Source organism: Halogranum roseipondis (genome assembly GCF_059695585.1).
Genome location: NZ_JBUEED010000006.1, coordinates 195,557 through 208,618 on the forward strand (window position 1 = coordinate 195,557; position 13,062 = coordinate 208,618).

The window sequence follows — 13,062 nt, forward strand, 5'->3', positions numbered from 1 at the left end:
TGGCACGCCCACAAGTTTATGCGGTTCTCACACGTCGTAACGGGAGAGAACGGTCCGCTATGTCAGACACTCCCCTTCGAGCCACCGCGCCAGAGACGGTCAGCGTCGACGGTACGAACACCGGCCCCCAGTTCCCCGCCGTCGACGGTCACGTCCTCCTCGTCGGCGGCTACGGTGCCGGCAACCTCGGCGACGAGGCGATCCTCCGCGGGTTGCTGTCGGCGCTCCCACCGACGGTGACGACGCTCACCGTCGTCTCCCACGACCCCGAGACGACCGTCGCGGACCACGCGACCGAACCCCCGGAAGGGGTCGACCTCCGAGCGGTCCGCCCGACGCCGACGAGACTCCTCCGTCTCTTGCTCGCCGTCGACGGCGTCGTGATCGGCGGCGGCGGCATCTTCTCGCGGTACATGGGCCCCTACGCGGCGAAACTCCCCCTGTTCGCCCTCGCGGCGATCGCCCTCGGGAAACCGGTCCACTGGACCGCGGTGGGGGTGTACGACTCGACGCCGGAGCGGGTCGTCCGCCCGCTCGTCGCCGCCCTGCGACGCTCGGACTCGGTCACCGTCCGCGACCCGGCGAGTCTCGACACGCTGACGCGCTGGGGAGTGCCGGACGTCCGCCTCGTCGACGACCCGGCGACGTGGCTGTCGACGTCGCCCGCCCACGGTCGAGCGATACTCGCCGACGCCGGACTCGACCCGGACCGGCCCGTCCTCGCGATCGCGGCCCGTCGCGTCGCCGACCCGGCGGCGGCCGACCGCCTGTTCGACGCCTACCGTGTGGTCGCCGAGACGTACGCCGACCGCGGCTGGCAACTCGTTTACCTCCCGTTCTGCCGGCATCCCACGGAGCCGATCGAGCGCGACCAGCGGGTCTGCGTCGCCCTCGCCGCCCGGTGCGGCGGGACGGTGCTGCCGGTCGCGACGGCGCCCGACCTGCTCGACGTCGTCGCCGCCTGCGACGCGCTCGTCGCGACGCGACTACACGCGATGCTGTTCGCCCACGTCGCCGAGACGCCGTTCGTCGCCGTCGCCTACGCCACGAAGGTGGAGTCGCTGCTCGACGCGCTCGGACACGCCGATCACGGCGTCTCGCTCGGCGGCGTCAGTGGCTCGAAACTGCTCGACGCGCTCGACCGGGCGACCGGCCACGGTGAGGTGACCCTTCGGTGACGACCCGTCACCGCCTCTCGGTCGTCGCTCGCGTCGTCGTCACCGTCATCCTGCTGGCAGTGGTCGTGCGGTCGCTGGACGTGCGGACGCTCGTGGACACCGTCGGTCGCTTCCGCCCGTCGTGGGTCGTCGTGGCGCTGGCGCTGCAGTTCCTCGGCGTCGCTGCGAGCACGCTCGCCTGGCGGTCGTTGCTCGCGCCGTTCGAGGAGCGGCGACGGGGGTTCGGGTCGCTCTTCCGGCTCTATCTCGTCAGCCGCTTCTTCACGCTCGTCGGCCCGGGGACCGTCGTCGGCGACGCCACTCGGGTCTACCGGACCCAGCGCGAGGCGGAGACGCGACGCGACGCGCTGGCGACGCCGACCGCGGCGGTCGTCGCCGAGAAGGCGCTGTACGCGGGCGCGCTCGTCGCCGTCGCGTCGGTCGCGAGTCTCGCCGTCGACCTCCCGGCGTCCGCGCTGGAGGGACTTCGACTCGCCGGCGCGGTGCTTCTGGTCGGAGCGGTCGGCGCGCTCGCCGGCGCGGTCGTCGTCGACCGCGTGCCGACTGGGGGACTCACTACCGCCGGGCGGACGGTGGTCTTGGGCTACGCCGATCGGCCGGGGTCGCTCCTCGTCGCCGCCGCGGCGAGTCTCGGCACCGTCGCCGCCACCGTCCTCTCGACGTGGGCGCTCGTCGTCGCGCTCGACCTGACCGTCCCGGTCGCCTACCTCTGGGCGACGGTGCCGCTCGTCGCGGTGCTGGTGGCGCTTCCCATCTCCGTGCAGGGACTCGGCGTCCGCGAGGGGGCCTACGTCTTTCTCCTCGGCTACGTCGGCGTCCCGCCCGAGGCGGCGCTCGCGATCAGCGTGACCAACTTCGGGCTCTCCTTGGTCGTCGCCGCCGTCGGCGCGACGCTGTATCTCTCCGGTCGACAGGAGGTGACGACGGCGTGAGCGGGTCGATGCTGTCGGACCGGCTGTTCACCCGCCTGTTCGGACGGACCGCGACCGCCGGCGACTACCGGACGGTCGCCGCGCTCGCTGCGGTGACGCTCCTCAACGCGTGGCTCGTCGGCAGTCGACTGTTCGCGTCGACGTTTCCACCGAACGACTCGAAACACTGGCTGCTGCGGGCGCGCTACTACGCGGGGCTGCAGATGCCGGCGTCGGAACTGCCGGGGCAGTTCGCCACCCACCCGGTGTCGATCCTCCTCTTGGCGCTCGTGCTCGTCGTCGTCGGCGCGCCCATCCTCGCGGCCAAACTGTGGACGCTCGGCGCGTATCTCGGCGCGACGGCGGCGGTCTACGTCACCGCACAGGAGCTGTTCTCCCGGCGCGTCGCGCTCGCGTCGTACGTGACCGTGAGCTTCGGCCAGTACCTCTACTTCGATCTCATCTCGTGGGGCGGTATCCCGAACCTCGTCGCCGTCGGCTTGCTCACGCTCGCCGTCGGCGCACTCGCCCGTGCCCGTCGGACCGAAGCGCGACGCGACCGGGTCGCCTTCGGCGTCGTCGTCGCACTCGGCCTGTTCGCCCACCCGCCGAGTTCGCCCGTCTTCGTCGCCACGCTCGGCTGTGCGGGCCTCGGACTCGCCGTCGCGACGCGCGACCGGGGGGTGCTCACGCGGACGCTCGCCGACGTCGCACTCCCCTCGGCGGTGTTCCTCCTCTACGTGGCGAGTCTGTGGGACATCTTCGTCACCTACACCGAGAGTACCGGCGGGCACAGCATCGCCGTCATCTGGCAGATGCTGCTGCGGAACCCGCCGATGTTCCTCGCGTTCGCCGCCGCCGTCGCGGGGCTGCCGATCCTCTTTCTCCGGGCGACGCTCGACGACGAGGCGACGAGACCCACCGACGAGTCGACGGCGATGCGACGGCTGGGGCCGCTGGCGGTCGGCGGCCTCTCGTTGGGCTGGTTCGTCGGCGGCATCGTCCTCGCCGCAGTCGTCACCGTACTCCCCTCGGTCCGGACCGAACTCGCCCGCATCACGTACTATCTCGCCGCGCCGATGGCGGTCGTCTTCGCGGTGTACGTCGACACGCTCGCCAGACTGTTCGTCCAACGAACTGCGGGGACGGAGTGGGAGCTACGCCTCCCCGGCCTGTCGTCGACGGGTGCGGCGGTGGCGGTGCTGCTCTGTCTCGTCGTCACGCCGGCGTTCGCGGCGTCGCTGTCGTTCTACGACGACGCACGGTCGTACTACGCGATCGACGATCAGGAGTCGATCTCGGAGATCGTCCGGTGGGTCGACGGTCAGCAACCGTTCGAGGGGCGCGTCGCCGGTCCGTTCGCCGTCGTCCCGTGGGTAAAGGCGCTGACAGGTCAAGACGGGCTGACGCCGACGCCGGCCTCCGGCTCGTATCGCCCCGAAGAGGCCGCTGAGCGCGAGGCGTTCATCGCGCTCGAACGCGTGCGGACGGAGGGGGCGACGCCGGAGAACCTCGCGGCCGCCGAGGCGGTCGTCGAGGAGTACGACGTCCGCTACCTCGTCGCGCCCAACAACTGGCGCGCCAGTCGGTACGGGTCGCTCGGCGCGCGCGTCTACGAGACCGAGGCGCTGGTCGTCGTCGACTTCGCCGCGCCGCCGGAGCGACCCGCTCCACCTGCAGCAGACGCGCCGACGGTCGACGGAGCCGCGGCCACGAGCGACCGAGAGACCGACGGAGAAGCGATCGACTGGGAGGAGCTCCGCGCGACGGTACGGGCGTCGGAAGAGACGTCACGAGAGCCGACGGACACCGACGGAGACGACGCGACGGATGGAGACGACACAGCCGACGAAGACGAGTCGTAGCGGCCGATCTGTCCCGGGAGTGGACTCTCCGTTCGTGGCCGAACGTGTGCCCGTTACAACAATACGGTTGTCACGGAACGTCCACCGCAGCAGAATCCCACGGCGGACGGTCAGTCTCGGCGTCGGAGGCGGTCGAGCGGATCCGATTCGTCCGAACGGGGACCGTAGTGGAACTCTTTGAAGACGATCCCCGTCGTCCGGTCGACGTACGCGACGACGACGCCGTCGGTGTACTCGACCTCGACGTAGAGAAGGTCGGCGTCGATGCGGCGGATCGTGTACCCCGTCCGGTTCGTCCACTCGGCGGGGTAGTTGGTCGCGACGAGCTCGGTCACTCCTTCGATGGTCGCCGGCTCGTCGGTCGGGGCGTCGAGATAGTCCGCACGGTAGCGTTCGACGACCGTCCGGTCGTCGGTGTGGACGCCGAGCGCGACGCTGTCCCGCGTCGTCTCGACGCTGACTGACGCTTCGTCGACCGTCCCGACCGCTATCGCGGCGACCCGCGCCCGGACGGGCCCCTGCAGCGCCATCAGGTCGGCACGGAGTTCCCGCGTGTCTACGCCTACCGCCGAGAGATCGTCGAGGCGGGCGGCGGCGGCGGCGCGCTGGCTCTCGAGTCGACGAGCGGAACTGTCGACGGCGGCGAGTTCGAAGACGAGGTCTCTCGTCGTCGCGTTGCGACGGACGTGCTGTTCGAGGACGTCCGTCTGTCGAGTCGCGAGACGGGTGGTCGCGCGTCGTATCGTGCGTAGTTCGGCCGCCAGTACGGCCGTTTCGTTCTCCGAGGTGGTGGCGGCGAGTCGTTCTCCGTGGGCCAGCGTGGCGAGTCGGTCGTCGAGTTCGTTCGCTCGAAGCGTCAGCCCGACCGCCGCGTTCGGTCCGACGGCGAGTGCGTTTGTCCGACTGACGTTCGTCGTCGACAGCTCTGACACCACGGGATGGTCGATCCGCTCGTCCGGCGAGGTCGCGACACTGGCGTCGGCGACCCCGCTGACGAGCGTGATCAGGACGACCGCAACGACGGCTAGCTGCTGGCTCCCGGCGTTCATGAGTGGAGTGGCTGCCGGCGACGGAGTTCACTGTCCCCTCAGACGATCTGGTTGCTGAGAGACAGAACCCCTCGCCGAGATTCAACTAGCAGAGACGTGCGCTGTGAGAATAAACCTATGTTGAGGTGGTACAGTCGACGCAGTACCGATGCTCTCCCCGTCTCGTCACCGCGTCTCGTCGTCGCCGACACGGTCACGGACGGCTACTCGCCCTGGTCGGCCGTCTGGTACGACACGAGGACGAGATGGAGGAGTTCGCCGTCGCACGTTCGGACGACGTACGCCTCCGCAGATCGGATGAGCAGCTCGAGCTCGCCACGGTCGAGCGCGAGTTGGAGCAGTAGGTCGGACCACTCACGGCCGTCCGGAGCGACCCAGCGGCCGCGGTTCGCGGCATTCATCTATCGACGCCTCTCTCGGACGGATATCGCGTCGGCAGCGGCATATACTTTCTATCCGGGTGCGACGAGCGGTCCGTCCGGCGACGACGACTCCCGAGAAATCTCCTGTTTGTCCCCGCCAACGATTTATTCCCTGAGGGTCTATCACATGGTGAGAGGACAGCCAGCCGTCCGTCGTCGTCCGGCGATGGAGAGAACCCGCGAATGAACACCAATGAGACGACAGTAGTGCCTTCAGATCCAGTGTTAACCGAGAACGACGTCTACCGGCTCATCGGGAACAGCCGGCGTCGGGCCGTCATCAACATCCTGTTGTCCGAGAACGAGTCGATGATGTTGAGCGAACTCGCCCGCCAGACGGCCGCGGTGACGAGCGAGCGCGAGGACGCCGACCCCAGCGACATCTACAAGAGCGTCTACGTCTCGCTGCAGCAGAACCACCTGCCGAAACTCGACGAACGGGGTGTCATTGAGTACGACTCCGACGCCGGCACCGTCGCTCCCGGTCCGGAGCTGTACCGGTTCGGTCCGTACGTCCACCAACGGCGCTCCGACGCGCCGCTCGACCGTCTCGGTGACCTCGATCCGACTGTCGTCGTCGTCCTCGTCACCATCGGGCTCGTGCTGGGATTCCTGCTCGCGCTCGTCGCCGGCGTCGCGATCTGACCGGGAGAAAGTATTTGCTCACGGCAAGGGTCTTACCACACGCTGAACCGTCCTCGTCGGACGACCGTTCGGATCTGACGGTCCCGATACCTGCGGTTTCAGCACCGTACCGCAACCATGGCAGTGCCGCGGTTCCGGTCGTCGCAGGTGAGTGTCTGCAAGTACGGGTACGTGACACGATTCCTCTCGTGTCCCGATCCGAGAGCGACAACGCCAGTTGGACGCCGATGCCGACACTGCCGCTCTCCACCACCTCATGAACCCCTCACACACAGTTTTCGTTCTCGTCGTCGTCATCGCCCTCCTCGGAACCGTCGGTCTCGAGTACGGACTCACCCCGACGACAGCGAACGGTCTCTCGGACGTACCGGTCTCGACTCCCCTCGACAGTCGCTCGACACTCACTGACAGTAAGTCGACGCCCACCGACCGTCTCGCGACGTCCGTCGAGGGCGACTCGACGGCCACCGACAGCCTCGAACGCACTCCCACGCCGTCGAAATCGGTCGAATCCGTCGCACTCGATGCGCCGTCGACCGAGTCGCCCACTGCTGAGTCGCCCACTGTTCGACCCGACGCCGAGACGGACCCGAGCGTCCGACTGCGCGTCGGTCGCGTCGCCGCCTGCGGATCGACGTGCCGCGACGTGACTGCCCACCTCCACAACGACGGGTCGACCGCACTGACGAACGTCGACGTGTCCACGACGGTGTACGCCGGCGACGAGGTCGTGTGGGCCGACACCGACCGCGTCGGTCGGATCGACGCCGGCGACCGATACACCACGACGAAGCGCATGCAGGTCGGGTACGGAGAGGCCCTCCAGATCCGCTCGAACGACGGTGTGATCAGAGTCGAGACGGTCGTCGAGTCCGACGAGGGGTCGACGGTCGTCGCCGAGGAGAGACGCGTCCTCTGAACACCTTTTTCACCACTGCCGAACCCACGATGGGAGATCGATCCCGACGGGCCAGTCGGTCGTCGTCCCCGTCTCGCCGGACTGCTCGCTCGCGGTGTCGATGGCGACGTAGTCGGTACTGCGGACGTCGACCGCGAGATCGCAGTCGAACGAGTCGTCGTACCGACGGTGCCAGTCGGGCGAGACGCGGTCGCCGTGCCAGTCGGTGAGCGTGATGTCCTCGAACATCGTCCCGCCGGGGAGGAAGCCGCAGTTCCCGGGGTCGTAGGCGCGGTTGGCCTCCAGCGTGAGATACGCGTATCTGAACCGCTGGTCGAGTCGATGCGAGCGGCTGACCGCCACGTCGCCGGTCGTCCGGTTCCGCATCTCGAGATACCACCGACCGGGCAGCGAGTCCGGACGCTGGATGACCGCGCGGAGTCGGTCTCCCGGTGAGACCGGGACTAACTTCGAGTGTTCGAACCCGTGGCTCGACGACCCGCTCCAGGTGCCGATCTCCCACCGTCCGGAGCCGCCCCAGTTCCACGCCAACACGGGCTGGAGGATGTAGCCGTCGGCGTCGTCGCTGTCGTCGCTGTAACTCTGGAACGCCGGAAAGTAGAAGAAGACGACCCGCTCGTCGTGGACCGGGGGGACGCAGGGGACGCGCAGCGTCGACTCGTAGCGCCCGAACCCCGCTCCGTGTTTCGTCCACCCGAAGGCGAGCCAGTGGTTGCCACCCTCGTCGCTCGCCTCGACGCCGTCGGACTGCAGTTCGGCCCGAGTGCTCGAACAGTCCTCACAGCAGTCGCCGCCGACCGACCCGGAGCGATCGGCCCGGTCGGTGCCGACGGTTCGGAGCGCTCCCGACCCCACGACCGCGAGGCCGGCCGCGGCACCCGCCGAGAGGAGCGACCGCCGACTGACACGCCGATCTGTCATCTACTCGCGGTCACCTCCCCGAACCCGCCGGCGCGTGACACGGGTTAACAACCGGTTTCCCGTGGCGTCGCCGACCCGCCCGCCCGCCCCCGTTCGACGATCGTGAGACATAGTCGGCGGTTCTGCGGTCAGCAGTAAATAAATGTTGGCTTAGACGTGATATTGTTATCCGGATAGACAGTCTACTCCGCGGGAACGAGAACGGTGCAGAATAGGTAACGGTCTTTCGGGTGTGACAGACTCCAGAAACGTTCTGTTTCGTCCGTTCGATCCCGCACTCGCCGTCGCTGGCGAGTGGAACTCGGAGACCGCATCGGTGACTGCATCGACGACGACGCCCCCGTCGTCGCTTGCCCGGCAGAGCGCGACGAGATAGTTCGTGTTTCTTGAGTATTGTGTCACGTTACCACTACTCTAGGCATCTAGATGCACGTTTCTTGAGGATACGTGTTCCCCGATAAGAGTAAGGGAAGGACCATGGGTGCAAATCAGAACACGGCCGAACGAGGGACAGCGCGGGAGACAGCGGCCGAACCGTCGGAGAAGAACCAGTGTCCGGAGTGCCAGTCGACCGCGCTCGTCAGGAGTCCGGACCGTGGCGAGCTCGTGTGTGACGACTGCGGACTCGTCGTCGACGACAACGTCGTCGACCACGGCCCCGAGTGGCGGGCGTTCGACCACTCGGAGCGACAGTCGAAGTCGCGCGTGGGCGCACCGGTCACGCGGACGATGCACGATAAGGGGCTGACGACGACCATCGACTGGAAGAATCAGGACTCGTCGGGACACGTTCTCTCCTCGGAGAAGCGGAACCAGATGCACCGCCTGCGGAAGTGGCAGGAGCGCATTCGGACGAAGGACGCCGGCGAGCGCAACCTCCAGTTCGCACTCAGCGAGATCGATCGCATGGCCTCCGCGCTCGGCGTGCCGCGGTCGGTTCGGGAGGTCGCAGCCGTCATCTACCGACGGGCGCTCGACACCGACCTCATCCGCGGGCGGTCCATCGAAGGCGTCGCCACGAGCGCGCTCTACATCGCCTGCCGGCAGGAGGGAATCCCGCGAAGCCTCGAGGAGGTGTCGTCGGTCGCCCGCGTCGAACGGCGGGAGATCGGCCGCACCTACCGGTACATCGCCCACGAACTGGGACTCGACATGCCGCCGGTCGACCCGAAGCAGTACCTCCCGCGGTTCTGTTCGGAGCTCGACCTCAGCGAGGACGTCCAACAGCGCGCGTCGACGATCGTCGAGCGGACGACGGCCGAGGGGTTACACTCCGGGAAGTCGCCGACGGGGTTCGCCGCCGCCGCCATCTACACGGCCGCGTTGCTCTGCAACGAGAAGCGGACCCAGCGGGAGATCGCGAAGGTCGCGCAGGTGACCGAAGTCACCATCCGCAACCGCTACCGCGAGCAGCTCGAGGTCGTCGGCGTCGACTTCGACGAGCTGCTCTCCCACCGGTAGCTCGACCCGTTCGCCCTCGGGCGAGTGAGGGTCGCTCGGCCGAACCGGTCGCTCACTGCCGTGGCGACTCCGCCTCGATGATGGCGGCCAGCTTCTCCAGTTCGGCGGCGAGCAGCCCGACGAAGTCGTCCAGCGTGACGATGCCGACGAGGCTCCCGTTCTCGAGCACCGGCACCCGACGGACCTTCCGTTCGTACATCTCGCTGATGACCGTGAAGACGTCGGAGTCGACGTCGACGGTGAACAGGTCCTCCGCCATCACGTTCCGTGCGGTCAGCGACTCCTCGCCGTCCATCGCGTAGAGGACAAGATCGCGGTCGGTGACGATGCCGCGGGGGCTCTCGCCGTCGACGACGACGACCGACCCGACGTTGTACGTCCGCATCGTCTCGACGATCTCGTCGATGGGGGCGTCAGCGCCGACGGTGACGACGTCGGTTCTGGCGAGTCTCTCGAGGGTCATGGAGCGATCTCACTCGTGGGTGACGGGGAAGGCGAGTTCGACGGTCGCCTTGTACTCGGTGATCTGTCCGTCTTCGACCGTCGCGGTCCAGTCTTCGACTTCGATACCGTGGATGTCTTGGACTGTCTCCGCCGCCTGCGCGACCGCTTCGCGCGCGGCGTCTTCCCACGATTCGGTGGAGGTACCCAGGACTTTGATGATTTTGACGGCTGTCATCGCATCGTGTATAACGTCCGACAGCGGCAAATAGCTATGTGCGGGCGAGGTGGGCCGTCGGCCGTGGGGCCGAGACGTCCCGACCCACGAAATCTTATTCGTGATGACGCACGTCTCTCCGGTGTCGACGTCGGCGCTCACGACCCGCGCGAGGCCGACGACAGCTCCATTATGTTCCGAAACCGAACCGACGCAGGCAGTAGACTCGCATCGCTCCTCCGGGAGAAGGGCGTCGAGGCGGACGTCGTCCTCGCCGTCCCGCGGGGCGGCCTCCCCATCGGCCGTGCCGTCGCCGACGCACTCGACGTCCCGCTCGACGTCGTCGCCGCCCGGAAGATCGGCGCGCCGTCGAACCCCGAACTCGCCATCGGCGCCGTCGCCAGCGACGGCACCGTCTGGCTGAACGACTCGATCATCGACTCGCTGGGTGTCGGCGACGAGTACGTCGAGCGAAAGCGCGCGGAGGAGGCCGAGGCCGCCGCCGACAAACTCGAACGGTACCGACGCGACCGTCCCCCGCTCGACCTCGCGGGGAAGCGCGTCCTCGTCGTCGACGACGGCGTCGCGACGGGGGCGACCACCATCGCCTGTCTCCGCCAGGTGCGCGACGCCGGGGCGAAGAGGACGATCCTCGCGGTTCCGGTCGCCCCGCCGGACACGGTCCTCAAACTGGAAGACGAGGCCGACGAGGTCGTCTGCGTCGAGACGCCGCAGTATTTCGGTGCGGTCGGGGCGTTCTACGACGACTTCCGGCAGGTGAGCGACGCCGAGGCGATGTCGTATCTCTCGGACGACGAGACGGGTGCGAGCGCCTGAGGGCGTCGCCTTCTCACCGGAGAGTCGTCGGGATAACGTCCGGTTACTCGGGACTGTCGTCAGCCGTACCGACCAAATTTATATACCGTTATTTAATTTATGAACGCGCGAACCCACCGGATTCACGAGTGATAGCGTTCAGCGACGTCGATCCGTCGCTTCGACGATTACTCTTGATTACTCCGATAGTCAAGAGTAGTTTTTAGTGGGTCGCCGCCGTCGGCCACAGACAGACGATGACCACCACACGTTCTCCGGTTTCGACGCCCAGCGCTGCCACGGACACCGCGCCCGAGGTGACGCGATGAGCCAGCGGTTCGTCGACACGCTGCCGGACAGGGCGGTCGAAGCCGACCTCGCCGACGAACTCGAAGAGCTCGACGGCATCGAACAGTGCGTCGCCGTCCGCGGCAGCTACGACGGCGAACAGATGGCCTACCAGCTGCTCGTCAACATCACCGGCCGCGGCCTCCTCGCGCTCCACTACGACGAGGAGTGGCAACTCGTCTACGACTCGGCCGACGAGGACCCCGACGTGACGGACGCGGAGGAGCTCTATCGCCACGCCCACGACGCGCTCTACGCCCACGCCGACGAGGACCCCGACTCGAACCACTACGAGACGACCCCGCCGTTCTGGACGGTGCCCGACGAGGAATGACCGCCGAGTCGAGAGACACTCCCGTCGTCGACCCGCTGGAGGCGTTTCTCCGCTCGAAGGCGAAGGGTGGAGCCGAGAGCGGCAACTACCGTCGGAACTGCGAGCGCGTCGTCCGGGACTTCCTCGAGTGGCTCGCCCGCGACGGGGGGTCGCCGGTCACCTTCGACGACCTCGACGCGCCGACGCTCCGCCGGTTCGCCCGCGCGCTGACCATCCACGACCCGACGTCGGACGACCCGCTCCAGCGACGCGAACTCGCGGCCGGAACGGTGCTCACCTACTACGCGCAGGTGAGCGCCTACGTCGGGTGGTGCGTCCGGGAGGGGTATCTCGACCGGAACCCGGCCCAGCAGAACGTCGCGAAGGAACCGCTGCCCGAGAACGACGGGCGGCGGTCCGGCGACCAGCAGGCGTGGACCGACGACCACCGCCGGCGGATCACCCGTCACGTCGACCGGGCGGTCGACGACGCGCTCGACGCACTCGACGAGGGCGAGGACCTCTTCGAGGCGGTGCGGCCCTACCGGGACCGCGCGCTCGTGTACGTGCTCTGTTACTCGGGCGTCCGCGGCGGCGAACTCGTCGCCGACCCGAAAGACGACCGCCGAACGGGGCTTCGCTGGCGCGACGTCTCGTTGGCCGACAACACGATGACGGTGTTCTCGAAGAAGCAACGGTGGTCGGACCGATCGCTCCCGACGCAGGCGGTCGCCGCAGTCGAGCGGTATCGTCGGGTACTCGACCCGCGACCGGACTGGCCGGTGTTCCCGACGTTTCACTACCCGAAGCTCTACGCGACGATCCGGACGGGGCTCGCCGACGACCACGACTGGAGCGAGTCGGCCGTCGAGGCGTACGTCGACGGACTGTCCGGACACGCCGACGTCTTCGACGCGCTCCGGAGTACGACCTGCCACCACCCTCGATCACGACCGACGGCGCACGGCGGACGATGCGTCGACTCTGCGAGGCGGCCGACCTCACGCTCGACGACAGACACGGCTATCTCGCCCCGCACGGCGGGCGTCGTGGCGTCGGCGAGGTGATGGTCCGACAGCGCGGGTTCACGGCGGCCGCCCGACTGCTCGACAACTCCGAGTCGATGGTACGGGAGCATTACTCGCACATCGAAGCGAGGGACCTCGCTGCCGACGCCGGGTCGGCCTTCGAGGAACACGACACGGAGTGAGACGGTCAGTTGCAGACCGTTGTCGGGGTTATTCGGTGTGAAAACGTCCCTCGACGGCGGTATTAACAGCTCTATAGTGATACCCGTCCGGCCCCAAGCAGGGAGTGAAGACGATGGCCGCCAAGAAACCCCACCACGTGCAACTCGTCGAATCGTGTCCCGGTTGCGGCGAGGACACAGAGCACCAGGTTCGACTCCAGATCATGGAGGAGAACGACGGTCCGGACGACAAGAGCCGCTCGTTCTCGCGTGAGCCGTACCGCGTGAGCGAGTGTTCGGTCTGTGGCGAGACCGAGACGACCCGGATGAACAACGCCTGAGCGGACGCGTCCCGACCGCCGACGCA

14 protein-coding genes and 1 pseudogene are annotated in these 13,062 nt (G+C 67.8%); 10 read left to right on the plus strand and 5 right to left on the minus strand.

Annotation, left to right across the window (positions count from 1 at the left end; all coding sequences use genetic code 11):
- The first annotated feature begins 59 nt into the window (after nucleotides 1–59).
- The 3 genes from EOHIBHHM_RS22140 to EOHIBHHM_RS22150 are packed head-to-tail and all read left to right on the plus strand — an operon-like array spanning nucleotide 60 to nucleotide 3,954.
- Complete coding sequence (locus EOHIBHHM_RS22140) at nucleotides 60–1,178, plus strand: polysaccharide pyruvyl transferase family protein (protein WP_497257984.1); 1,119 nt, start codon at nucleotides 60–62, stop codon at nucleotides 1,176–1,178.
- The gene (locus EOHIBHHM_RS22145; protein WP_497257986.1) at nucleotides 1,175–2,110 is read left to right on the plus strand and encodes a lysylphosphatidylglycerol synthase transmembrane domain-containing protein; all 936 of its coding nucleotides are present in this window, start codon (nucleotides 1,175–1,177) and stop codon (nucleotides 2,108–2,110) included. Before EOHIBHHM_RS22140 ends, EOHIBHHM_RS22145 begins: the two co-directional genes overlap by 4 nt.
- Complete coding sequence (locus EOHIBHHM_RS22150) at nucleotides 2,107–3,954, plus strand: hypothetical protein (protein WP_497257988.1); 1,848 nt, start codon at nucleotides 2,107–2,109, stop codon at nucleotides 3,952–3,954. The genes EOHIBHHM_RS22145 and EOHIBHHM_RS22150 overlap by 4 nt, the downstream gene beginning before the upstream one ends.
- A gap of 110 nt (nucleotides 3,955–4,064) precedes the next feature.
- On the opposite strand, the gene EOHIBHHM_RS22155 is transcribed toward EOHIBHHM_RS22150, so the two are convergent.
- Nucleotides 4,065–5,003, minus strand: a complete 939-nt coding sequence (locus EOHIBHHM_RS22155; RefSeq protein ID WP_497257990.1) for a DUF7094 domain-containing protein — start codon at nucleotides 5,001–5,003, stop codon at nucleotides 4,065–4,067.
- A gap of 203 nt (nucleotides 5,004–5,206) precedes the next feature.
- Entirely contained in the window at nucleotides 5,207–5,404 is a 198-nt protein-coding gene (locus tag EOHIBHHM_RS22160) for a hypothetical protein (RefSeq protein ID WP_497257992.1), read from the minus strand.
- A 243-nt stretch (nucleotides 5,405–5,647) separates the two neighbouring features.
- On the opposite strand from EOHIBHHM_RS22160, the gene EOHIBHHM_RS22165 reads away from it, so the two are divergent.
- Together EOHIBHHM_RS22165 and EOHIBHHM_RS22170 are read left to right on the plus strand one after the other, a co-directional pair.
- Nucleotides 5,648–6,070 (plus strand): DUF7344 domain-containing protein, encoded by a 423-nt coding sequence (locus tag EOHIBHHM_RS22165; RefSeq protein WP_497257994.1) that lies wholly within the window; start codon nucleotides 5,648–5,650, stop codon nucleotides 6,068–6,070.
- A gap of 256 nt (nucleotides 6,071–6,326) precedes the next feature.
- Nucleotides 6,327–6,989, plus strand: coding sequence for a hypothetical protein (locus EOHIBHHM_RS22170; protein ID WP_497257996.1), 663 nt, complete (start codon nucleotides 6,327–6,329; stop codon nucleotides 6,987–6,989).
- A gap of 9 nt (nucleotides 6,990–6,998) precedes the next feature.
- Here the strand turns inward: EOHIBHHM_RS22170 and EOHIBHHM_RS22175 are convergent, their stop codons facing one another.
- Nucleotides 6,999–7,910 carry a hypothetical protein gene (locus tag EOHIBHHM_RS22175; protein WP_497257998.1) on the minus strand — a complete coding sequence of 304 codons (912 nt, stop codon included), beginning with the start codon at nucleotides 7,908–7,910 and terminating at the stop codon, nucleotides 6,999–7,001.
- Between the two features lie 477 nt (nucleotides 7,911–8,387).
- On the opposite strand from EOHIBHHM_RS22175, the gene EOHIBHHM_RS22180 reads away from it, so the two are divergent.
- The gene (locus tag EOHIBHHM_RS22180) at nucleotides 8,388–9,371 is read left to right on the plus strand and encodes a transcription initiation factor IIB (RefSeq protein ID WP_497258000.1); all 984 of its coding nucleotides are present in this window, start codon (nucleotides 8,388–8,390) and stop codon (nucleotides 9,369–9,371) included.
- Between the two features lie 52 nt (nucleotides 9,372–9,423).
- Here the strand turns inward: EOHIBHHM_RS22180 and EOHIBHHM_RS22185 are convergent, their stop codons facing one another.
- Together EOHIBHHM_RS22185 and EOHIBHHM_RS22190 are read right to left on the minus strand one after the other, a co-directional pair.
- Nucleotides 9,424–9,834, minus strand: a complete 411-nt coding sequence (locus EOHIBHHM_RS22185; RefSeq protein ID WP_497258002.1) for a CBS domain-containing protein — start codon at nucleotides 9,832–9,834, stop codon at nucleotides 9,424–9,426.
- Between the two features lie 9 nt (nucleotides 9,835–9,843).
- Nucleotides 9,844–10,050, minus strand: a complete 207-nt coding sequence (locus tag EOHIBHHM_RS22190) for a dodecin family protein (protein ID WP_497258004.1) — start codon at nucleotides 10,048–10,050, stop codon at nucleotides 9,844–9,846.
- Between the two features lie 171 nt (nucleotides 10,051–10,221).
- Between EOHIBHHM_RS22190 and EOHIBHHM_RS22195 the strand changes: the two genes are divergently transcribed.
- The 4 genes and pseudogenes from EOHIBHHM_RS22195 to EOHIBHHM_RS22210 all read left to right on the plus strand — a co-directional run bounded on the left by EOHIBHHM_RS22195 (nucleotide 10,222) and on the right by EOHIBHHM_RS22210 (nucleotide 13,036).
- A complete protein-coding gene (locus EOHIBHHM_RS22195; protein ID WP_497258246.1) occupies nucleotides 10,222–10,866 on the plus strand; it encodes a phosphoribosyltransferase in 645 nt (214 codons plus the stop codon).
- Nucleotides 10,867–11,170: 304 nt separating this feature from the next.
- The gene (locus EOHIBHHM_RS22200; protein WP_497258006.1) at nucleotides 11,171–11,527 is read left to right on the plus strand and encodes a DUF7964 domain-containing protein; all 357 of its coding nucleotides are present in this window, start codon (nucleotides 11,171–11,173) and stop codon (nucleotides 11,525–11,527) included.
- Nucleotides 11,524–12,716 (plus strand): annotated as a pseudogene (locus tag EOHIBHHM_RS22205) (tyrosine-type recombinase/integrase). The gene EOHIBHHM_RS22200 and the pseudogene EOHIBHHM_RS22205 overlap by 4 nt, the downstream one beginning before the upstream one ends.
- Before the next feature lie 113 nt (nucleotides 12,717–12,829).
- Complete coding sequence (locus EOHIBHHM_RS22210; RefSeq protein WP_497258008.1) at nucleotides 12,830–13,036, plus strand: DUF7835 family putative zinc beta-ribbon protein; 207 nt, start codon at nucleotides 12,830–12,832, stop codon at nucleotides 13,034–13,036.
- Nucleotides 13,037–13,062 lie beyond the last annotated feature (26 nt).